This is a genomic window from Bradyrhizobium sp. AUGA SZCCT0105, assembly GCF_018129565.1.
Classification (GTDB): Bacteria; Pseudomonadota; Alphaproteobacteria; order Rhizobiales; family Xanthobacteraceae; genus Bradyrhizobium.
Genome location: NZ_JAFCMK010000003.1, coordinates 629,958 through 649,497 on the forward strand (window position 1 = coordinate 629,958; position 19,540 = coordinate 649,497).

Consider the following 19,540-nt stretch of genomic DNA (forward strand, 5'->3'; position numbering starts at 1 on the left):
CAGTCCGCATCGGAGCACGACAAGCATCGCGCGCCGGTTCCCTAGGTATCTTGCACATGGCACACCCTAAGGTATAGTGAGATACATCACTGGCTGGCGGTTTTTCTTTTTCGCGCCCGGCGATCGCAGATTTCAGAGACGAGCTATCATTCTGTCCGCGGCAGGACGTGCAGCCGCGGCATTCGGCCGATGAGACACGGCCAGCCGTCGCATCAAGTTCATGCAGATCGGATTTTGCCATGCCAAATGATTTCTCGGTCTTTATCAGCCATCGCGCCGAAGACAGATTTCTCGCGCGCCTGTTGAAGGCGCGGCTCGAATATCTCAGCAGCCTGGACGGTCAGCGTTCGGTGGAATGCTTCGTGTGCGAGGAAATTCCCGGAGGCACGGAATGGCGGCAATGGATGATCGACAACACGGCCAAGGCCGACTGCCTGATCTTCATTCACACCAATGCCGAGCACAATTGGACGTGGTGCGCGTCCGAGATCGCCCAGTTCGATGGCTACAAACGCGCGCTGAAGCTCATGTCAAAGGTGCTGTGGTTCTCGGTCGATAGCTCACCCTCGTTTCCGATGCTGGCAGAGAACGAGTTTTACGGGATCGGCGAGGACGAGGTCCGGCGGTTTCTCGAAGATCTGTTCGTGCGGCCGACCTTCGGTGCCGTGCCGCTGCGGCCGAAACTGAACGCCAATCACGCCCGCGACTTCAACGAGGCGGTGAAGGACCTGCACGCGCAGTTCATGCAGATCACCCGCCCGGAAGAGCTGTTTCGTCTGCGGCTTCGCATCGTGTTCAGCGACGAATTGTCGTTCCGGCAGAAGGCCGATGCGCTGAAGGCATTGCCGCCGTCAGACCGTGCGCGCGGATTCCTGACGGATGCCAGGCTGGAGGCGGATCCCGCCACCACCACGCTGCTGTCCGGCCCCGACGCGGCTGATCTCGACTGGGACGACCTGCTCAGCGCACAAAACCGGTATGACAGTGGCGCCTGGCTCGACGAGTTGACGAGCTACGTCGCGAACTCGTTCTCCGACGTGGACATTGCCAGCCGGCGAAACCGCGAGCAGGTCCTCAGTCCGATCTTCCGCGATTTGAAGCTGTATCAACCGGTCATCGCCCGGCTCGAATATCTCGACAACACGCCGTTCTCGGTCGTCATCATCTTCGTGCCGATGCCGCCATTCAGCGAGGATCCAAGACTGATGGTCGCGCAGAACATGCCGAAGGACATCGTCTTCCTCTCAATCCTGCTGCGACTGGCGCGGCGCTTCCGATGGTCGTTTCTCGAGCCGCTGTACAACGCGGTCGAGAACCTGGACGATGACTTCAGCGCCAAGCGATGGGACGATCTGCTGCAGCGCTACCACGAATGCCTGGAAAACCTCGATTCGATCCTGCGACAGGGCAACATGCGCGAGCTCGAGACCGTCGGCGATATCAAGTCGACGATCAACATCTCCGACGATTCTCTCTTGAAGGAGATGTTCAAGGATTGGGGGACGTTTCAGACCCGGCTTGCGCAGGCCATCGAGAAGAAGTCGCCGGGCGATGTACGGCAGACGCTGGAGCCATGGCTCAAGCGCAACAAGGACTTCATGAAGCAACTGCTGGTCGAAACCCAGGGCAAGGTGGACAAGCTGCGTCCGCTGGAAGCCCACTAGAACGCGCCGACAGCAGGTCGGCGCGGCCGACCCTTGCGCTCAGATCATCGAAGCGACGCGTTCGAGGCCGATCAGGCGCGCCAGCGAGCGGACCTCGTTCTTCTGATCCTCGCGGAGCTGGAACAGCAGCGGCATCGCCGCCGACTTCAGCTGCTGGACTTCCTCGGAGTCGGGATCGATCGGCATGGTTCCCGATGCGGGATCGCCCTGGCGCTTGGCGTGGATCTTGCGCGCGACGGCGCGCAGCGCAGTCTCGACCGCCGGCCAGTAATACTCCTGCGATGACGACAGCTTGAGCCGATCCTTGATGCCGGCGATCTGCGCATCGCTGAGCAGGGCGTAGGTCTTCTGCGGCGCCGGCTTGGCGGCCGCCTTGGGCTTCGGCAGCGCGGCGGGGGCGGCCGGCGCCGGTGCGGCGGGCTCGGCGATCTGCGGCTGGGCCGCATCGACGGGGTCATTGATCTTCGGCAGGCCGATATCGGCAGGCTCGGCGGAGGCATAGGCCTGGCGCACAATATCGGTCGCGCCCGGGATCGCGGCTTGCGCCCGCAGCAGGAGCGGTGACGGACTGGCGGGAGGCTCGGCCGGCCGCGGCGCCTCGAAGGCGGCCGTCGCGAGCGTCGTGACCGCAAGCTTGTCCTGCTTGCTGGCGCGATTGGCGACCGGACCAATGTCGGCCTGCGCCGCGGGCAGGCTGTCACGGCCCAAAATGGCTGTTATCGCGGCGCCGGCGAGGAGGAAGCAGGTCAGCGCGGCGAGGGTGATGGCTCTGGTCAAAAACTACTCCATTCCCGGCCGGTGTTGCCGCAAACTGCGCGAGAAATGCGGCGTTACCGTGCCGTGACAGCGCCAAATAGGTGAAATCGTCCCGAAACGGCCCGAAAATCAGGCCGCGGCGTCAAGCTCATAGGCTTCCTGGATGTCGGCCACGATCTCATGTGCCGTCCAGAGGGCACCGGGCTGGACCGAGTGCAGGCTAACCGTCCAGTTGGTGCGGCGGGTGCGCGGCGTGCTGACGATGTCGAATTCGACCTGACGGCACAGCGGATGCCGCTGCAGGGCGTAGAACACGCGGGTCCGGAGATCGTCGAGCGATGCCGGGGTCTTGGCCGAATCCCTGGCGAAGAGCGCCTCAAAAGCCATGTCGCATTCCCACAACTGCCGGGCGGCCAGCCGCGGCTGGCGGACCATCCCTGGTGCATAGTTGGGACTGGCATGGTTAATGCCGCGTTAAGCGGACAGGCGGGACTTGATCGGTCAGACGAGCCGCACCCGCGCGCTCGCCACCTCGTACTCCGCGATCGTCTGGGCCAAGAGATCATCGACCGCGAGCACCCCGGTCACCCCTGAGGTGGAATGACCGCCGCTCCAGATGTCGCGCCAGCGTTTGGGGCGGCTTTCACGGGCGCCGATGTCGATGTCCTTGCCGATATCGATCGCGCCGCGCGCCGGCAGGTCGTCGGGATCGAGACCGGCGGCCTCGATCGAGGGCCGCAGCATGTTGGTCTGCAGGCCCGTGAAGGCCGTCGTGAGCAAGATGTCATCAGCGCTAGAGTCGACCAGCATCTGCTTGTACCTCGCGTCCGCCATGCTCTCGCGCGTCGCGATGAACTTGGTACCCATGTAGGCGAGATCGCAGCCAAGCGCCTCCGCGGCGCGCAGCGCGTGGCCGTCGCTGATGCCGCCGGCCAGCACGATCGGGCCGTCGAAGAATGCGCGCACCGCACGGACGAACACGAACGGATTGAGCCAGCCGGTCTGCCCGCCGGCGCCCGCGGTGAGCAGCACCAGCCCGTCGGCGCCAGCCGCGACCGCGCGCTCGGCATGGCGGATCGAGGCGACGTCGGCGAACACCAGCGCGCCGGCATCGTGCAGGGGTGCGAGCACCGGCGCCGGGGAGCCGACCGAGGTGATCACAAGCTCGGGCTTGTGCCGCAGCAGCACCGCGAGATCCTGCGCCAGCCGCGTGTTGGAGCGATGCACGATCAGGTTCGGGCAGATCGGCGCCGCCGTCGTGCCGCTTGCATCGGCGTGTGCCTGCAAGCGGCGTTCGATGTCGCCGAGCCATGCATCGAGCTGTTCCGTCTCACGGCAATTCACCGTCGGAAACGAGCCGATCACGCCATTGCGGCAGGCAGCTACCACCAGCTCGACGCCCGACACCAGAAACATCGGCGCTGCGATCAGCGGCAACCGAAGGCGATTGCGAAAACGCGCGAGAGGATCAGCGGACAAGTTGTTTCTTCCCTGCATCATTGTGTTAGCGTTATCGCCAACATTGGCACGAGAGAAGCCAAAGACAAAGGCAGGAGGGACAACGAGATGAGCAATCCGCTCTATGCATTTCCGGCGGTGTGCGAGCAGACCTTGCGGGCGCTGGCGCGCTACCCGTCACGCACGGCCTTCGCCTGGCCGGGCGGTTCGCTCAGCTATCAGGGCGCGACCGACCTGATCGGACGGATGCAGAGCGTGTTCATGCGGCTCGGCTTTGCGCCGGGCACCCGCGTCGCGCTGCTCACCGCCAACCGCGCCGACAGCTGGTGCGCCGGCGTCGCCGCGCAATTGTCGCGGCTCGCGATCACCTGGCTGCACCCGCTCGGCTCGCTCGACGACCAGCTGTTCCAGATCGAGGACTCCGAAGCCGAGATGCTGATCGTCGACGGCATCACGTTTCGCGATCGTGGCGGCGAGCTCGCCGCGAAGGCCGCCGGCCTGAAGACCGTGTTCACGCTCGGCCCGGCAGATTACGGCGCCGACCTGGTGCAGGTGGTCGAGAATGCCGGCAGCGCGACCGCGAAAAACTTCGCCCGCGAGGACGACATCTCGACCCTGAACTACACCGGCGGCACGACCGGCAAATCCAAGGGCGCGCTGCGCTATCACCGCGAATATGGCGGCTTCGCCGCCGCCATCCTCGCCGACTTCGAGATTCCGGAGACGCCGCGCTACCTGACGGTGGCGCCGATCAGCCATGTCGCCGGCACCAAGGTGCTGCCGACGCTGATGCGCGGCGGCACCGTGCACATGCTGAAGGGGTTCGATCCGGAAGCCGTGTTCAAGACCATCGAGCGCGAGAAGATCAACTTCACGCTGTTCGTGCCGACCATGATCTATGTGATGCTGGATCATCCAGCGCTGCCCAAAACCGACCTCTCCTCGCTCGAGCTGTTGCTCTACGGCGCCTCCGCGATGTCTCCGAGCCGGCTGGTCGAAGGCATCGAGCGGATCGGCCCGGTATTCTCGCAGCTCTATGGCCAGACCGAATGCTATCCGGTCTCGGTGCTGCGCAAGGCGGACCATGACCCGAAGACGCCGGAGCTGTTCCTGTCCTGCGGCTTCCCGATCACCGCCTGCCAGGTGAAGATCCTCGATCAGGACGACCAGGAGGTCGCGACCGGCGAGGCCGGCGAGATCTGCGTGCGCGCCACGCATGTGATGGCCGAATACTGGAAGCGGCCCGACATCACGGCGGAGACCCTGAAGAGCGGCTGGCTGCACACCGGCGACATCGCCCGCAAGGACGAGCGCGGCTACATGTTCATCCTCGACCGCAAGAAGGACATGATCGTCTCCGGCGGCTTCAACATCTTTCCACGCGAAGTCGAGGATGTGCTGTCGCAGCACGCCGACGTCGCGATGGTCGCGGTGGTCGGCGTGCCCGACGACAAATGGGGCGAGGCCGTCACCGCCGTCGTGGTGGCGCGCGAGGGCGCTGTGCCCGACGCCGACGAGCTGATCAGCCTCGTGAAGGCAAAGAAGGGCTCGGCGCACGCGCCGAAGCAGATCCAGTTCGTCAAGGAGCTGCCGATGACCGGCGTCGGCAAGGTCGACAAGAAGGTGCTGAAGGCGCGCTTCTGGTCCGGCCGCGACCGCATGGTGGGGTGACGTTCGCCGAACTGAAGCCCGTCATCCTGAGGAGCGAGCACAGCGCGCGTCTCGAAGGATGAACGGCCGAGATATCTCAGCGCGCGTCTCGGCCCATCGCGGCGGCAGCCGGGCCGACGCCCTTCGAGACGCCGCTTCGCGGCTCCTCAGGGTGACGGTGAGAGAGCGCTGGGATTTGCGACAGGAGCGAGCTGACCGCCCCCCTGCCCCAGCAGCTGATCGAGCCGCTCGCGCAGCTGATCCTGGTGGTAGGGCTTGGCCAGCCGCGGCAGGTCGACTTGGGTGCCGTCGGGCAGTTCGGCATAGCCGGTGGCGAGCAGGACGACGAGATGCGGGCGCAACTCGCGCGAGGCCGCGGCGAGTTCGATGCCGGTCATGCCCGGCATCACGTGATCGGTCATCATCAGGTCGATCTCCTGGTCGCTCCTGAGGATATCGAGCGCGTGCGGTCCGGAACTGGCGCCGATCACGCGATGGCCGAGGTCCTCCAGCATCTCCATGGTCGACATCGCGATCAGCGGATCGTCGTCGACCAGCAGGATCACCGCCGAGCGCTTGACCTGCTGCGCCGCAGGCGCTGGGCTCTCCACCGCCGGCACGGCAGTCGCGACCGGCAGTACCAGCACCGCCGTGGTGCCCTTGCCGACCGCGCTTGAAAGTTGCAACTCGCCGCCGAGCTGCACCGCGAGCCCATGCACCATCGACAGGCCGAGCCCGGTCCCCTTGCCCACCGGCTTTGACGAGAAGAACGGCTCGATCGCCCGCTTCAGCACGTCCGGCGACATGCCGCTGCCGCTGTCGACCACCGACAGCTTCAGGTAATTGCCCGGCTGCAGCGCGGGATCGTTTTTGGCCTGCCAGGCCGCGAGGCGGATTTCGATCACGCCGCCATCCGGCATCGCATCGCGCGCGTTGATCGCAAGGTTGAGCACCGCAAGCTCGAGCTGGTTGGTATCGACGCAGGCCGCCGGCAGTCCGTCCGGGATGTCGAGCCGCAGCGTGATGCGCGGCCCGAGCGAGCGCTCGAGCAATTCGCTCATATCGCGCACCAGCGCGCCGAGATCGACCGGCACCGCGCGCAGATCCTGCTGCCGTGCGAATGCCAATAGCCGCTGCGTCAGCGAGGCACCGCGCTCGGCACCCTGCAACGCGCCATCGACCAGCCGGCGCAGGCGCGGGTCCTCCGGCATCCGCTTGCGCAGCAGATCGAGATTGCCCATCACGGCCATCAGCAGATTGTTGAAGTCGTGCGCGACGCCGCCGGTAAGCTGGCCGATCGCCTCCATCTTCTGCGCATGGCGGAGCTGTTCCTGCGCCCTCTCGCGCGCGGCGACCTCCTTCATCAGGTCGGCGGTGCGCTGTTCGACCCGCTGCTCCAGCGTCGCGGTGAGCTCGGCAAGCGCGGTGCGCTCCGCGGCGAGCTGTGTCAGCAGCGCTTCGCGCTCGATCTCCGCGGTCTTGCGCGCGGTGATGTCGGAGCAGACCCCGACCAGCGATCGGATGCTGCCGTCGGGCCGGCGCACCGCGCGGGCGCGGACATCGACCCAGTGCTGGGTGCCGTCGGGCCAGATGTTGCGATACTCGATCCGGTAATCCGCGCCGGTGCGCAGCGTTTGCTCGACAATTTCGCTGCGGCGGGCGCGGTCATCGGGATGCACCGCTTCGAGCAGATCCTGATAGGTGAAGGGGCCGCGAGGCTTGCGCCCGAAGAATGTCTTGCAGGTCGGCGACGCCTCGAGCTCGAAATCCGGCAGATGAAGTTCGAGCGCGCCGAGATGGCCGGCATCGAGCGCGGTCTGCAACAGGTCTTCGCTCTCAGTCAGGTCTTCCAGTATCTGGCGGGTCTGGTACTGGCGGCGGCGGCCGCGCACCGCCGCGGCGACCAGGCTCACCAGCGTGGTTGGATGGAACGGCCGCTCGATGAAGGTGACATTGCCGAGCGCGCGGCCGAGCCGCGCCGCTTCGGGATTGCGCTCGGGCCCGCCCTTCTCGCTCATCAGCACGATGGGAAAATCCGACCATGACGGCTGCTCGTTCAGCCAGCGCGTCAGGCCGACAAGGTCGGCGGTCCTGATCGCCTCATCGGCAATAATGGCAAGGCCCGCCCCGCTTGCGACCTGGTGCTCGAACTCGGCGAGGTCGCCGCAGATGTTGGCGTAGTAGCCGGCTTCCTTGATCAGGTGGGCAGTCTTGACGGCGTCCCGCTCGCTCGCGGCGAGGATGACCGCGCGTTCCGAGGACGGGCCGGGCTTCACCGCGTGGCTCCGGGCCGCTCCGGAGCGCCGATACCGGCCACCCGCAACGCACGGGGCCGCCGGACGGCCTTGGCCAGGAAACCGGCGGCGAGATCGATGCGCGTCATGACACCCCCTAACGAGACCAAAACTCGTTGGTGCCGCCAACCGTTCCGGACGCGCAGGGGTATTTTTGCACAGGGGCGGCCGCTGCGGGCTGCCCTTCTCTCCATTGTGGCGGCTGAACCGGCCCGGCGCTAGCGCCGCTCGATCACGAGGCTCTGGACGGTACGGCCGAAATAGCCGCGCTGGTCGGCGAGCCGCGACATCGCAAGCCCTGCGCCGTCAGGCCCGATCCAGGACTCGCTGTCGAGCAGGACCCAGTCGCCGACCGGCTCGCGCGCCAGACTCACGGTGAGATCGGCGTTGATGAAGGTCCACTGGCTGAAATCGAGTGTCGGCGAAACGCCGTTGGAGAAATCCGAGGCGACCACTGCACGCATCGCCTGCGAAACGGCGACGCCTGCGATCAGCGGCTGGTTGACGCGGAACCAGATCGCGCCCGGGCCCAGCACGCCGAAGCGGCCGCGCGCGGCGCGCATCGAGATGTTCTTCACGAACGGACTGTTCGCGAGGTTGCCCGGCTCGACGATACTTTCATCGGGGCCCGGCAGATCGACCGGAAGGGCCGCGACATCCGGCGGCAGCTCGGCCGCCTGCTGCTTGATCTTGAGCACGGTGGCCGAGACGACGAGAACGCCGTCGGCGAGCAGCCTGACGCCGCAGAGCTGGATCTTGCGGCCGTCGCGCAGGATCTCGCTCGAGACCGTCAGCGGCGCCACCGGCACCGGACGCATCAGGTCGATCGTGACCCGCGCGATCCGCATCGGCGCCGGCGTCGGGATGGCTTCTGCGGCCCACACCACCAGCGCGGCCGGCGCGGACCCGTGCTGCATCCGCGGGTCCCATGGACCCGCGGCATCCGGACTGGTGACGACGCGGTCGCCGTCAACGCGAAAGATCGGCTCCATCAACCAAGCGCCGGATCGACTGCTTCGTCATATTCTTTCTTGAAGCGGGCGATCAGTTCGGCCGCGGGCACCACCTTGGAGATGCTGCCGACGCCCTGGCCGGAGCCCCAGATCTCCTTCCAGGCCTTCGGCTTGGCGCGCTCGCCCGACGAGTCAGTGCCGAAGCTCATCTTCGAGGGATCGGAGGTCGGCAGGTTTTCCGGATCCATGCCGGCGGCGACGATCGACGGCTTCAGGTAGTTGCCGTGCACGCCGGTGAACAGATTGGAGTAGACGATGTCCTCGGCGGACGAATTGGTGATCATGCTCTTGTAGCCCTCGACCGCATTCGCCTCTTTGGTCGCGATGAAGGCGGAGCCGATATAGGCGAAGTCGGCGCCGATGATGCGCGCTGCGCGAATGGCGCGGCCATTGGCGATGGTGCCCGACAGCGCGATCGGCCCGTCGAACCACTGCCGCGTCTCCGAAACGAACGGGAACGGCGACAGCGTGCCGGCATGACCGCCGGCGCCGGCCGCGACCAGGATCAGGCCGTCGGCGCCCTTCTCGATCGCCTTGTGCGCGAACTTCTGGTTGATCACGTCGTGGAACACGATGCCGCCCCAGCCGTGGACGGCCTGGTTCAGCTCCTCGCGCGCGCCGAGCGAGGAGATGATCATCGGCACCTTGTGCTTCTCGCAAAGCGCCATGTCGTGATCGAGCCGATTGTTCGACTTGTGCACGATCTGGTTCACCGCGAACGGCGCTGAGGGCCGTTCCGGATGCGCCTTGTCGTAGGCGGCAAGCTCTTCCTTGATCCGGTACAGCCATTCGTCGAGCAGTTCCGGCGGCCGCGCGTTCAGTGACGGAAACGAGCCGACCACGCCGGCCTTGCACTGGGCGATGACGAGGTCGGGCACCGAGATGATGAACAGCGGTGCCCCGATCACGGGAAGAGACAGGCGGCCCTTGAACAGAGCAGGCATGGACATTGGCGGCGGATCCTCAAGTTGGTTGGTCTCGAATGCTGATCGTCATACCAACAAGGCAATCTTTCCAGTGTCAAGTATTGCGTTACGGCGCTGCAAAAAGGATGACAAAACCTCATCCAAATGCCGTGTTCTCGGGCACATCTGGCATCCCAGACGCGGTTTCGACCACCTTTATTGGCAGACCGCCCGTGTCACGAAATTCTCCGTCTTGCAGTCGTTCGGCCCGCGCTTGTGGCCCGGCAGATAGACCAGCGGCGAGCATTTCTCGGAGGCGTCGGTATCGATGCTCTTGCCTTCCTTGAACCCCTTGCTCTGGCACAGCCGGTCGGCGCCGATCTTGCAGTCCGGCGCGCCGTTCGAGGCCACCACGCAGGCCGCACGCCCGGTCACCATCGTCGAGGGGCGCGCGATGTTCGACAGATCGTTAATGGTCTCGCCGGGGCTCTTCAACGACGGCAGCGCCGACTTCGACTTCTCGAACAGCTTTCCGATTTCGTTGATCAGCCCGGGATTCTCGCGCTCGACCGGCGCCGGCGGCAGCTCGATCTGTTGTTGCTGCGGAGACTCAGCAGGCTGCTGCGCCGGCGACTGCACGCCGAGTGCGGGCGGCGCAGTCTGCGCCCGTGCGCTGTCGGTCGCAGCCAGCGCCATCGACAGCGCAAGGCCCGCCATCGCAACGCATGCCTTGGCGGGATTGAGTCTCGCGAGGTTCACCGGTCGTCGATTCCATCAGCCAACGCAGCGACCGTAGTCCGAAGCTGTCCGCGAGCAAAGACGCGAACAGCTAGAACTTTGGTCAGATCAGCTTGAATGCGACAACAAAGCCCAGCACCAGCACGATCGCGCCGATCGCGACCCACAGGCCGAGCCGCTTCTCGAGCTCGGCGCGGATGACATCGCCATAGCGGTTGAGCAGCACCGCGACAAAGAAGAAGCGGCCGCCGCGTGCGACGATCGAGCACAGGATGAACAGCCAGATGTTGTAGCCGGCAAAGCCCGACGTGATCGTCACGAGCTTGTAGGGGATCGGCGTCAGCCCCTTCACGAGGATGATCACGGCACCCCATTCGGCATAGGAGGCGCGGAACGCGTCGACCTTGTCGGAGAGGCCATAGAGATGGATCAGCCATTGTCCGAGCGAGTCGTAGAGCAGCGCGCCGATCGCGTAGCCGAGCACGCCGCCGGCGACCGACGCGACGGTGCAGACGGCCGCGAACCACCAGGCCCGCTTCGGCCGCGCCAACGACATCGGCAACAGCATGATGTCAGGAGGGATCGGGAAGAAGGAGCTCTCGGCGAAGGCGACGGCCGCGAGAATCCAGAGTGCGTAGGGCTTGTCGGCCGCCGCGACGCACCAGTCGTAAATCCGTTTCAACATGGGCGCGATGAACCATCATGGAGCGGATTTGTCCATGCCGGGAATGGATCGAATTTGGTTGATTTACGACTGCCGTTTGCGCAGCCGGTTCTCCAGCGCGACAATTCGACGCCGAACCACCGGAACGGGCGCGGTCTTGGGCAGCTTAACTGGCGACTTCGGCAGCTTCTCGGCGATCCCGAGCAGCCGCTCGCGCCGCTCCATCTCGCGCCACACATCCCCCGGCTTCACGCCGGCCGATGCCCACAGAACGGTGAGATTGTAGAGCAGGTCCGCGCTCTCGCGGACGACGGCGTCCGGCTTGCCGCTGACGGCGTCGATCACGACCTCGACCGCTTCCTCGGCGAGCTTCTTGGCCATCTTGGCCGGCCCGCGCTGGAACAGCCGTGCCGTGCGCGACGTAGCCGGATCAAGATCCTTGGCCACGATCACCGCCTGGTAAAGCCGCTCGATCGAATCACTCATCCTACGAGCCTAGTCGAAACGCGTCGCCAGCGTGTTAACGGGCGAGCCGACAACGAAAAATCCACCGGCCTCGCAGCCGGTGGATCCGATCCTTTGTGACAGTTCTGAGAACCGACGACGGTGTCAGTACGGCGTATAGGGCAGTGCCGAGCGGTGCCCGTAATAGCCGTGATAACCATAATACGGTCCGCCGCCGTAATAGGCCGGGCCACCACCATAATAGGCGGGACCACCGTAGTAGCCCGGGCCGCTGTCGTAGCCATAGGAGTCGTAATAGTCGCGACGGTTCTGGGTTGCGGCGATCGCCAGACCCGTGCCGACGATCCCGGCGAACACAGCCGCAGCGGCCGCACCACCGCCTCCGCCACGATAGTAGCGACGGCGCGCGCTGATGTCGGTCACGTCGCTCGTGCCGTGCGATGTGGTCACGGCGGCCGCCTTGCCCGCCGGAGCAGAGCCTGCGAACGCCATCGTCGGCTCAACGGCCGTCAACGCCACCACGGCAACCGTTGCCAATGTGGCTGCGCGGCCAATGGACGAAAAAACACCCTTTCGCGCAAACATTGTAGTCATCCTTTATGGAAGCCGGCCCGACGGGCCCTGGTGAGCTAACCACTGCCTCTAGATTAGGTTCCCCAAACCGAATGCAAGCTGAACAACCTGAGGTGAAATCGAGGCAGTCATCGGCCGTTCACCTTGCCTGGGGCAGGATGCTGGCAAATAACGCTTGAACAAATAACGCTTGAAATTGATGCTTGAATTGCACCCTGCCCTGGCGCATTCGATGTCATGAAGCAGGCGCAGCCGGCGCGGCACTTTGTCTCGCCTCCCGGATGTCATGATGCAGGTAAGTCGGACCACCGTTCTCCGCTGGATACTGGCCGGCATGATCGGCCTTTCGGGCGGCGTGTGGCCGGCCGTCACACCGCTGCGCGCCGGCGATGCGCCGCAGCCGCTCACCATCCAGTTCACGCTCGACCGTCCGCTTGATGCGGCCGCGGCCCCATTCGTGATGGCGTCGGCAGGCGGCCTGTTCAGCGCCGAGGGCCTTGCGGTCGGCACCAACGTCGCCACCAGTTCGGCGGACGCCATCGCGCGCGTCGCCGACGGCTCAAGCGATTTCGCCCTCGTCGACATCAACTCGCTGATCCGCTTTCGCGACAAGCCAGGTGCTGCCCCCGTCAAGGCGGTGTTCGTGCTGTTCAACCAGGCGCCTTATGCGATCATTGCCCGCAAGAGCCGGGGCATCAAGGCGCTGACCGACATCCAGGGCAAGAACCTCGGCGTCGCCGAGGGCGATCTTTCGATCCGGCTGTGGCCCGCGGTCGCCAAGCAGAACGGCATCAAGCTCGCGAGCGTGAAGCAGAGCACGATCAGCGCGGCGGTGCGCGAGCCGATGCTTTCCGCAGGCCAAATCGATGCCGTAACCGGCTTCTCCTATCTCTCGGCAATCAATCTGCGCGATCGCGGCGTGCCCGCCGACGATCTCGCGGTGCTGCGCTTCGCCGACTATGGCTGCGAAGCCTATGGCTTTGCCGTGATCGTCAGCCCGCGGCTTGCGGCGGCGAAGCCGGACGCGGTGAAAGGCTTCGTGCGCGCGGTGATCGGCGGCACCAACCTCGCGGTCAAGGACCCGGCCCGCGCGGCGAGCGAGGTGGTGAGCCGGATGGATGGCGGTTCGCGCGACCTGGAGCTCGAGCGGCTGGGCGCCATCATCCGCGACAACATCCTGACCGGCGAGGTGAAGCGCGACGGCCTCGGCGGCATCGAGGCGGAGCGCTTCGAGCGATCGCTCGACCAGCTCGCGGAGGACTTCAAATTCCAGAAGCGGCCGCACGCTGCCGACATCTTCGACGACCAATTCCTGCCGCCGATCGATGGCCGGCTGGTGAATTGAAAGTCGCCCCTCTGCGCAGTCGTCATGCCCGGCAAAGCGCGGAGCGCGATGCGTCATCGCCCGCTAGCCCTGCATCCCGAACCCTGATTAGATTGCGTCCCGCCTGACCGGGCGCCCACCGCTGACGAGTCCCGCCGGCATGTCCATGCTTCGCCTCTATACCCGCGTCCTCGAACTGCTCGGCAAGGAGGCGCGGCTCGGCTGGATCCTGGCCGCCGCCAACATGCTGCTCGCCGCTGCGCAATTCGCCGAGCCGGTGCTGTTCGGCAAGATCGTCGACGTGCTGTCGGGCCGGCCGGTCACCGGGCTGTTTGCGACCTCCTCGGCTTGGCCGCTGCTCGCGGCCTGGGCGGCGTTCGGCCTGTTCACGATCGGCTGCAGCGCGATCGTCGCGTTGCAGGCCGACCGGCTCGCACACCGCCAGCGCCAGGCCGTGCTGACGGATTATTTCGAGCACATCCTGCAGCTGCCGCTGACCTTCCACTCCGGCACCCATTCCGGACGGCTGATGAAGGTGATGCTGAACGGCACCGATGCGCTGTGGCGGCTCTGGCTCGGCTTCTTCCGCGAGCATTTCGCCGCCATCATATCGCTGATCGTGCTGCTGCCGCTCGCGCTCTACATCAACTGGCGGCTGGCGATCCTGCTGTTCGCGCTCTGTGTCGTGTTCACCGTGCTGACCACGCTGGTGGTGCGCAAGACCTACGGCATGCAGAGCGAGGTCGAGGCCTATTACAGCGACCTTTCGGCGCGCGCCTCCGACGCGCTCGGCAATGTCGCGCTGGTGCAGAGCTTCGTGCGGATCGATTCCGAGGTGCAGGGCCTGCGCTACGTCGCCGACAAGCTGCTCGCGGTGCAGATGCCGGTGCTGTCATGGTGGGCGCTGGTCACCGTGATCACGCGCGCCTCGACCACCATCACGGTGCTTGCGATCTTCACGGTCGGCATCGCGCTCCACAACGAGGGCCTCACCACGGTCGGCGAGATCGTGATGTTCGTCTCGTTCGCCACCATGCTGATCCAGAAGCTCGAGCAGGTGGTCAGCTTCATCAACAATGTGTTCATGGAAGCGCCGCGCCTGCAGGAATTCTTCGACGTGCTCGATGCGGTGCCGGCGGTGCGCGACCGTCCGGGCGCGGTCGATCCCGGCCGGCTGTCCGGGCTGGTCGAGTTCAACGACGTCTCGTTCTCCTATGACGGCAAGCGGCCGGCGATCGAGGACCTCACCTTCACCGCATTGCCCGGCCAGACCATCGCGCTGGTCGGCTCGACCGGCGCCGGCAAATCCACCGCGATCGCGCTGCTGCATCGGGCGTTCGATCCGCAATCCGGCATCATCGAGATCGACGGTATGGACATACGTGCTCTGAAGCTGACCGCGCTGCGGCGGAACATCGGCGTGGTGTTCCAGGAGGCGCTGCTGTTCAACCGCTCGCTCGCCGACAATCTGCGCGTCGGCAAGCCCGATGCGACCGATGAGGAGCTGCGCATCGCCGCGGCGCGCGCACAGGCGCTGGATTTCATCGAGCGCAGCGAGAAGAAGTTCGACACCCATGCCGGCGAGCGTGGCCGCATGCTGTCCGGCGGCGAGCGGCAGCGGCTATCGATTGCGCGTGCGCTGCTCAAGGATCCGCCGATCCTGATCCTCGACGAGGCAACCAGCGCGCTCGACGCCGTCACCGAAGCCAAGGTGAATGCTGCTCTCGACGAAGTGATGAAGGGCCGCACCACCTTCGTGATCGCGCATCGTCTCTCGACCATCCGCTACGCCACCCGCATCCTGTTGTTCGACCAGGGACGGGTGATCGAAAGCGGAACTTTCGATGAACTGGTGGCGAAAGGCGGGCGTTTTGCCGAACTCGCGCGGGCCCAGTTCATGGTCCAGGACCAGGCGCGCGCCGGCATCGAGGCACCATAATTCTCCCCTTTCCAACTGAGGCGGCTGCCGAAATTCAGCCGATTTCGTCCACGATATAATTGGCCGGCCTCTGTTCTCAGCTGGCAAGCCGGTATAGGTTTGCATCGCCGCAATGCGGCGCCGGACACGCTTGAAACCCGTACGTCACATCGCAAGACCTCCTTCTCGAAGGCGGGTCTCAAAGGACCGGAACCGTCGTGTATTTTCCTCGCCCGCTGCGCCCGTCGTTGAAATGGATTTTGGCCGTCGCGATGCTCGCCATCGCAACGCCGCAGATCGCGCAGGCCGAGGCGCTGCTGGTCGTCGAGGCCGATACCGGGAAGGTGCTGCAGGCCGACAATGCGACGATGCCGTGGTATCCGGCCTCGCTCAGCAAGTTGATGACCGCCTATGTAACGCTGAAGGCGGTCAAGGATGGCCGGGTGTCGCTCGACACGCTGCTCACGGTGTCGCCGACCGCGTCATCGCAGTCGCCCTCGAAGATGGGCCTTCGGCCCGGCACCCAGGTCACCGTCGACAACGCGCTCAAGATGATGCTGGTGAAGTCGGCCAACGACATGGCCGTGGTGCTGGCCGAGGGCATCGGCGGCTCGATCGACGGCTTTGCCGGCGAAATGAACCAGACCGCGCAAAAGCTCGGCATGACGCAAACGAGCTACGTCAACCCGAACGGCCTACCCGCCGACGGCCAGATCACCTCGGCGCGCGATATGGCGATCCTCGCCCGCGCCATCATCCGCGACCTGCCGGAATACGAGTATTTCGTCCACATCCCGTCGATCCGCTTCGGCCGCCGCATCACTCAGAACTTCAACAAGCTGATCGGCCGCTATCCCGGCGCCGACGGCTTCAAGACCGGCTTCATCTGCGCCTCCGGCTACAATCTCGTGGCGTCGGCGACGCGCGACGGCAAGCGGCTGATCGCCGTGGTGCTCGGCGCCTCCTCGGGCCGCATGCGCGCGATCCGCGCCGCGCAGCTTTTGGATCGCGGCTTTGCCAATAACGGGCTGGCGTGGCTGCGGCCCTCGCTCGGCACCGTCGACAATCTGGTGCCGATCGATTCCACCCCGCCGAACCTGCGCGAGGAGATGTGCGGTGCCAAGCACAAGCGACCCGCCAGCGACGAGGACGGAGAAGACACCGTGGCCAGCGCCGGCGCGAGCACCAACGGCGACAGCGGCGTGAGCTTCTTCGCCTCGGGCCTGCAGGCCGCGATGCCGACAAAACCGGCCGACCTGCTGGCGCAGCCGGCGGCGGCGTCCGAACCGGTCGTGGTTTATACGGGACCGACCAAGACCGGCGCTGCATTGATCGCCGCGGTCGACGCCGACACCGAGAAGCTGCAGCCGGCCAAGCGCGCCAAGGGCAAGCACACCCGTGTCGCCGGCAAGAAGTCCGATTCGGCTGATGACGCCAAGGGTGACAGCAAGAGCGCCTCCAAGTCGGACAACAAGCCGGCGGCCAAGCCGGTACGTCACGCCAACGCCAAGCCGGATGCCGCAGCTGCGAAGCCCGCCGCGGACAAGCCTGCCGCTGCAAAGCCTGCCGGCAAGCCGGCGGCGGCGGCAAAGCCTGCTGCGAAGCCCAAGGCCGAGAAGCCGAAGGCCGACGCCAAGCCGGCAGGCTAGCAGAGCGCCACCCCCTCCGATCTCCCAATGCGTCGATAGCGCGCAGCGGCTTGCCATTGGCCGCGGCATCGCTCAATACTGCCTGAAATAACGCGGCCAAGACACGGTCAAGGGTCGGAAAACCCGGAAGCAATCCGGGACATCAGCCAAATTTATATGAGAGGGAATAGCCATTATGGAGCGCATCTGGCTCAAGCATTATCCGGCCGGCGTGCCCGCCGATATCGACGTCACGCAATATTCGTCGCTGGTCGAATTGCTGGAAGAGAGCTTCAAGAAGTTCGCCGATCGCAAGGCGTTCATCTGCATGGACAAGGCGATCACCTATCGCGAGCTCGACGAGATGTCGACGGCGCTCGGCGCCTACCTGCAGAGCAAGGGCCTGCAGAAGGGCGCACGCGTCGCGCTGATGATGCCGAACGTGCTGCAATATCCCATAGCGACCGCCGCCGTGCTGCGTGCCGGCTATGCCGTGGTCAACGTCAATCCGCTCTACACCCCGCGCGAGCTCGAGCATCAGCTCAAGGATTCCGGCGCGGAAGCGATCATCGTGCTGGAGAACTTCGCCACCACCGTGCAGAAGGTGCTGCCTAACACCGCGGTGAAGCAGGTGATCGTCGGCAGCATGGGCGACCTGCTCGGCTTCAAGGGCGTCATCGTCAACCTGGTGGTGCGCCGGGTGAAGAAGATGGTGCCGGCCTGGTCGATCCCGGGTGCGGTCAGCTTCAACGAGGCGCTGTCGGCCGGCCGCGGCATGAAGCTCAACAAGCCGGTGCTGACGCGCCAGGACGTCGCCTTCCTGCAATACACCGGCGGCACCACGGGCGTTTCCAAGGGCGCCACGCTGATCCACCAGAACGTGCTCGCCAACGTGCTGCAGAATGACGCCTGGCTGCAGCCGGCGCTGAAGAAGCCACCGATCGTCGACCAGATGGTGATCGTCTGCGCGCTGCCGCTTTATCACATCTTCGCCCTGACCGCGTGCTACCTGCTGGGCGTGCGCTCCGGCGGCACCAATCTGTTGATCCCCAATCCGCGCGACATGGCCGGCTTCATCAAGGAGCTGGCGAAATATCAGGTCAGCTTTTTTCCGGCAGTCAACACGCTCTATAATGGCCTGTTGAACACGCCAGGCTTCGACAAACTGGATTTCTCCAAGCTAAAGATCGCCAATGGCGGCGGCATGGCGACGCAAAAGCCGGTCGCGGAGAAATGGCTGAAAGTCACGGGAATCTCGTTGTCGGAAGGCTATGGGCTGTCGGAAACCTCGCCGACCCTGACATGCAATCCCGCGACGATCACAGAGTTCTCCGGGACGATCGGCCTTCCGGTCCCCTCGACCTGGCTCTCGATCCGCGACGACGACGGCAATGAACTGCCGCTCGGCGAAGCCGGCGAAATCTGCGCCAAGGGCCCGCAGGTGATGTCGGGGTACTGGAACAGGCCTGACGAGACCGCCAAGGTGATGACGGCGGATGGCTATTTCCGCACCGGCGACATCGGCGTGATGGACGAGAAGGGCTATACCAAGATCGTCGACCGCAAGAAGGACATGATCCTGGTCTCGGGCTTCAACGTCTATCCGAACGAGATCGAGGAAGTGCTGGCGAGCCATCCGGGCGTGCTCGAATGCGCCGTGATCGGCGTCCCCGACGCGAAGTCCGGCGAGGCGGTGAAGGCCTTCGTGGTCAAGAAGGACCCGAGCGTCACCGCCGAGGACATCATCAAGTTCGCCGCCACCCAGCTCACCGCCTACAAAGTGCCGAAGCAGATCGAGTTCAGGGCCGACCTGCCGAAGACCAATGTCGGCAAGATCCTGCGCCGCGAGCTGCGCGACGAGAAGAAGGCCGCGGCGTAAGGACGAGCAAGCGGGCGTTGGACGGACATGACTGACGCTCGCATCGCGACGCCCGCCGACGTCATCGCGTTCTGGCGAGAAGCCGGCCGTGACCACTGGTACACGCACGACGACACCTTCGATGCCGAAATCCGCAGCCGCTTCCTTGCCACCTGGCAGAAGGCGGCTGCCGGCGAGTTGTCGTCATGGGAGGCGAGCGACGAGGGCGCGCTGGCGCTGACCATCGTGCTCGACCAGTTTCCGCGAAACCTGTTTCGAGGCGACGCCAGCACCTTTTCAAGTGACGCGCTGGCGCGCGACGTGGCAAGGCGCGCCATCGACCGCGGCGTCGATGCGCGGACCGACCCGGTGCTGCGCGAATTCCTCTACCTGCCTTTCGAGCATTCGGAGGACCTCGACGACCAGCAGCGCTGCGTGACGCTGTTCCGGCAATATGATTGCCATCCCGACAATCTGAAATATGCCGAGGATCACGCCGACATCATCCGCCGGTTCGGCCGCTTCCCGCACCGTAACCGCGTGCTGGGTCGGGAAACCACCGCGGAAGAGCAGGCCTTTCTCGACGCCGGGGGTTTTCCGGCTGATGACGGAACGGTGACTGCGCTTCGGCA

Annotated in this window: 16 protein-coding genes and 1 pseudogene; 7 read left to right on the plus strand and 10 right to left on the minus strand. The window is 65.2% G+C overall.

What is annotated here, in order from left to right; translation table 11 throughout:
* Positions 1-239 precede the first annotated feature (239 nt).
* Positions 240-1,664, plus strand: coding sequence for a toll/interleukin-1 receptor domain-containing protein (locus tag JQ573_RS18935; protein ID WP_212314098.1), 1,425 nt, complete (start codon positions 240-242; stop codon positions 1,662-1,664).
* Positions 1,665-1,703: 39 nt separating this feature from the next.
* On the opposite strand, the gene JQ573_RS18940 is transcribed toward JQ573_RS18935, so the two are convergent.
* The 3 genes from JQ573_RS18940 to JQ573_RS18950 form a co-directional block, all read right to left on the minus strand.
* Complete coding sequence (locus JQ573_RS18940) at positions 1,704-2,441, minus strand: hypothetical protein (RefSeq protein WP_212314099.1); 738 nt, start codon at positions 2,439-2,441, stop codon at positions 1,704-1,706.
* A gap of 108 nt (positions 2,442-2,549) precedes the next feature.
* Positions 2,550-2,807 carry a hypothetical protein gene (locus tag JQ573_RS18945; RefSeq protein WP_212314100.1) on the minus strand — a complete coding sequence of 86 codons (258 nt, stop codon included), beginning with the start codon at positions 2,805-2,807 and terminating at the stop codon, positions 2,550-2,552.
* 114 nt (positions 2,808-2,921) lie between these two features.
* A complete protein-coding gene (locus JQ573_RS18950) occupies positions 2,922-3,920 on the minus strand; it encodes an NAD(P)H-dependent flavin oxidoreductase (protein ID WP_409334654.1) in 999 nt (332 codons plus the stop codon).
* A 66-nt stretch (positions 3,921-3,986) separates the two neighbouring features.
* On the opposite strand from JQ573_RS18950, the gene JQ573_RS18955 reads away from it, so the two are divergent.
* Positions 3,987-5,549 carry an AMP-binding protein gene (locus tag JQ573_RS18955; protein ID WP_212314103.1) on the plus strand — a complete coding sequence of 521 codons (1,563 nt, stop codon included), beginning with the start codon at positions 3,987-3,989 and terminating at the stop codon, positions 5,547-5,549.
* 146 nt (positions 5,550-5,695) lie between these two features.
* On the opposite strand, the gene JQ573_RS18960 is transcribed toward JQ573_RS18955, so the two are convergent.
* The 7 genes from JQ573_RS18960 to JQ573_RS18990 all read right to left on the minus strand — a co-directional run bounded on the left by JQ573_RS18960 (position 5,696) and on the right by JQ573_RS18990 (position 12,192).
* A complete protein-coding gene (locus tag JQ573_RS18960; protein WP_212314104.1) occupies positions 5,696-7,804 on the minus strand; it encodes a hybrid sensor histidine kinase/response regulator in 2,109 nt (702 codons plus the stop codon).
* A gap of 236 nt (positions 7,805-8,040) precedes the next feature.
* Complete coding sequence (locus tag JQ573_RS18965) at positions 8,041-8,814, minus strand: thioesterase family protein (RefSeq protein ID WP_212314106.1); 774 nt, start codon at positions 8,812-8,814, stop codon at positions 8,041-8,043.
* Positions 8,814-9,785 (minus strand): nitronate monooxygenase family protein, encoded by a 972-nt coding sequence (locus tag JQ573_RS18970; RefSeq protein ID WP_212314107.1) that lies wholly within the window; start codon positions 9,783-9,785, stop codon positions 8,814-8,816. The genes JQ573_RS18965 and JQ573_RS18970 overlap by 1 nt, the downstream gene beginning before the upstream one ends.
* Positions 9,786-9,956: 171 nt before the next feature.
* Entirely contained in the window at positions 9,957-10,457 is a 501-nt protein-coding gene (locus JQ573_RS18975) for a hypothetical protein (RefSeq protein WP_212314356.1), read from the minus strand.
* Between the two features lie 124 nt (positions 10,458-10,581).
* The gene (locus JQ573_RS18980; RefSeq protein ID WP_212314108.1) at positions 10,582-11,163 is read right to left on the minus strand and encodes a YqaA family protein; all 582 of its coding nucleotides are present in this window, start codon (positions 11,161-11,163) and stop codon (positions 10,582-10,584) included.
* 63 nt (positions 11,164-11,226) lie between these two features.
* Positions 11,227-11,628 (minus strand): phosphoribosyl-ATP diphosphatase, encoded by a 402-nt coding sequence (gene hisE / locus JQ573_RS18985; RefSeq protein ID WP_173643796.1) that lies wholly within the window; start codon positions 11,626-11,628, stop codon positions 11,227-11,229.
* Between the two features lie 123 nt (positions 11,629-11,751).
* Entirely contained in the window at positions 11,752-12,192 is a 441-nt protein-coding gene (locus tag JQ573_RS18990; protein WP_212314109.1) for a hypothetical protein, read from the minus strand.
* Positions 12,193-12,514: 322 nt separating this feature from the next.
* On the opposite strand from JQ573_RS18990, the gene JQ573_RS18995 reads away from it, so the two are divergent.
* The 5 genes and pseudogenes from JQ573_RS18995 to JQ573_RS19015 form a co-directional block, all read left to right on the plus strand.
* Positions 12,515-13,525 carry an ABC transporter substrate-binding protein gene (locus JQ573_RS18995; RefSeq protein ID WP_312011538.1) on the plus strand — a complete coding sequence of 337 codons (1,011 nt, stop codon included), beginning with the start codon at positions 12,515-12,517 and terminating at the stop codon, positions 13,523-13,525.
* A 139-nt stretch (positions 13,526-13,664) separates the two neighbouring features.
* Positions 13,665-15,443 carry a glucan ABC transporter ATP-binding protein/ permease gene (locus tag JQ573_RS19000; RefSeq protein ID WP_212314116.1) on the plus strand — a complete coding sequence of 593 codons (1,779 nt, stop codon included), beginning with the start codon at positions 13,665-13,667 and terminating at the stop codon, positions 15,441-15,443.
* Positions 15,444-15,694: 251 nt separating this feature from the next.
* Positions 15,695-17,071: a D-alanyl-D-alanine carboxypeptidase family protein gene (locus tag JQ573_RS19005; protein WP_249131997.1), complete on the plus strand. Its 1,377-nt coding sequence runs from the start codon at positions 15,695-15,697 to the stop codon at positions 17,069-17,071.
* A gap of 175 nt (positions 17,072-17,246) precedes the next feature.
* The gene (locus JQ573_RS19010) at positions 17,247-18,929 is read left to right on the plus strand and encodes a long-chain fatty acid--CoA ligase (protein WP_212314118.1); all 1,683 of its coding nucleotides are present in this window, start codon (positions 17,247-17,249) and stop codon (positions 18,927-18,929) included.
* Positions 18,930-18,956: 27 nt separating this feature from the next.
* A pseudogene (locus tag JQ573_RS19015) lies at positions 18,957-19,505 on the plus strand (DUF924 family protein); the annotation flags it as partial.
* Positions 19,506-19,540 lie beyond the last annotated feature (35 nt).

Coding starts and splice junctions, on each gene's coding strand:
- JQ573_RS18935 (WP_212314098.1), top strand. CDS start 240: ATGCCAAATGATTTCTCGGTCTTTATCAGCCATCGCGCCGAAGACAGA.
- JQ573_RS18945 (WP_212314100.1), bottom strand. CDS start 2,807: ATGGCTTTTGAGGCGCTCTTCGCCAGGGATTCGGCCAAGACCCCGGCA.
- JQ573_RS18950 (WP_409334654.1), bottom strand. CDS start 3,920: ATGATGCAGGGAAGAAACAACTTGTCCGCTGATCCTCTCGCGCGTTTT.
- JQ573_RS18955 (WP_212314103.1), top strand. CDS start 3,987: ATGAGCAATCCGCTCTATGCATTTCCGGCGGTGTGCGAGCAGACCTTG.
- JQ573_RS18965 (WP_212314106.1), bottom strand. CDS start 8,814: ATGGAGCCGATCTTTCGCGTTGACGGCGACCGCGTCGTCACCAGTCCG.
- JQ573_RS18970 (WP_212314107.1), bottom strand. CDS start 9,785: ATGTCCATGCCTGCTCTGTTCAAGGGCCGCCTGTCTCTTCCCGTGATC.
- JQ573_RS18975 (WP_212314356.1), bottom strand. CDS start 10,457: ATGGCGGGCCTTGCGCTGTCGATGGCGCTGGCTGCGACCGACAGCGCA.
- JQ573_RS18980 (WP_212314108.1), bottom strand. CDS start 11,163: ATGTTGAAACGGATTTACGACTGGTGCGTCGCGGCGGCCGACAAGCCC.
- hisE (WP_173643796.1), bottom strand. CDS start 11,628: ATGAGTGATTCGATCGAGCGGCTTTACCAGGCGGTGATCGTGGCCAAG.
- JQ573_RS18990 (WP_212314109.1), bottom strand. CDS start 12,192: ATGTTTGCGCGAAAGGGTGTTTTTTCGTCCATTGGCCGCGCAGCCACA.
- JQ573_RS18995 (WP_312011538.1), top strand. CDS start 12,515: ATGATCGGCCTTTCGGGCGGCGTGTGGCCGGCCGTCACACCGCTGCGC.
- JQ573_RS19000 (WP_212314116.1), top strand. CDS start 13,665: ATGTCCATGCTTCGCCTCTATACCCGCGTCCTCGAACTGCTCGGCAAG.
- JQ573_RS19005 (WP_249131997.1), top strand. CDS start 15,695: ATGCTCGCCATCGCAACGCCGCAGATCGCGCAGGCCGAGGCGCTGCTG.
- JQ573_RS19010 (WP_212314118.1), top strand. CDS start 17,247: ATGGAGCGCATCTGGCTCAAGCATTATCCGGCCGGCGTGCCCGCCGAT.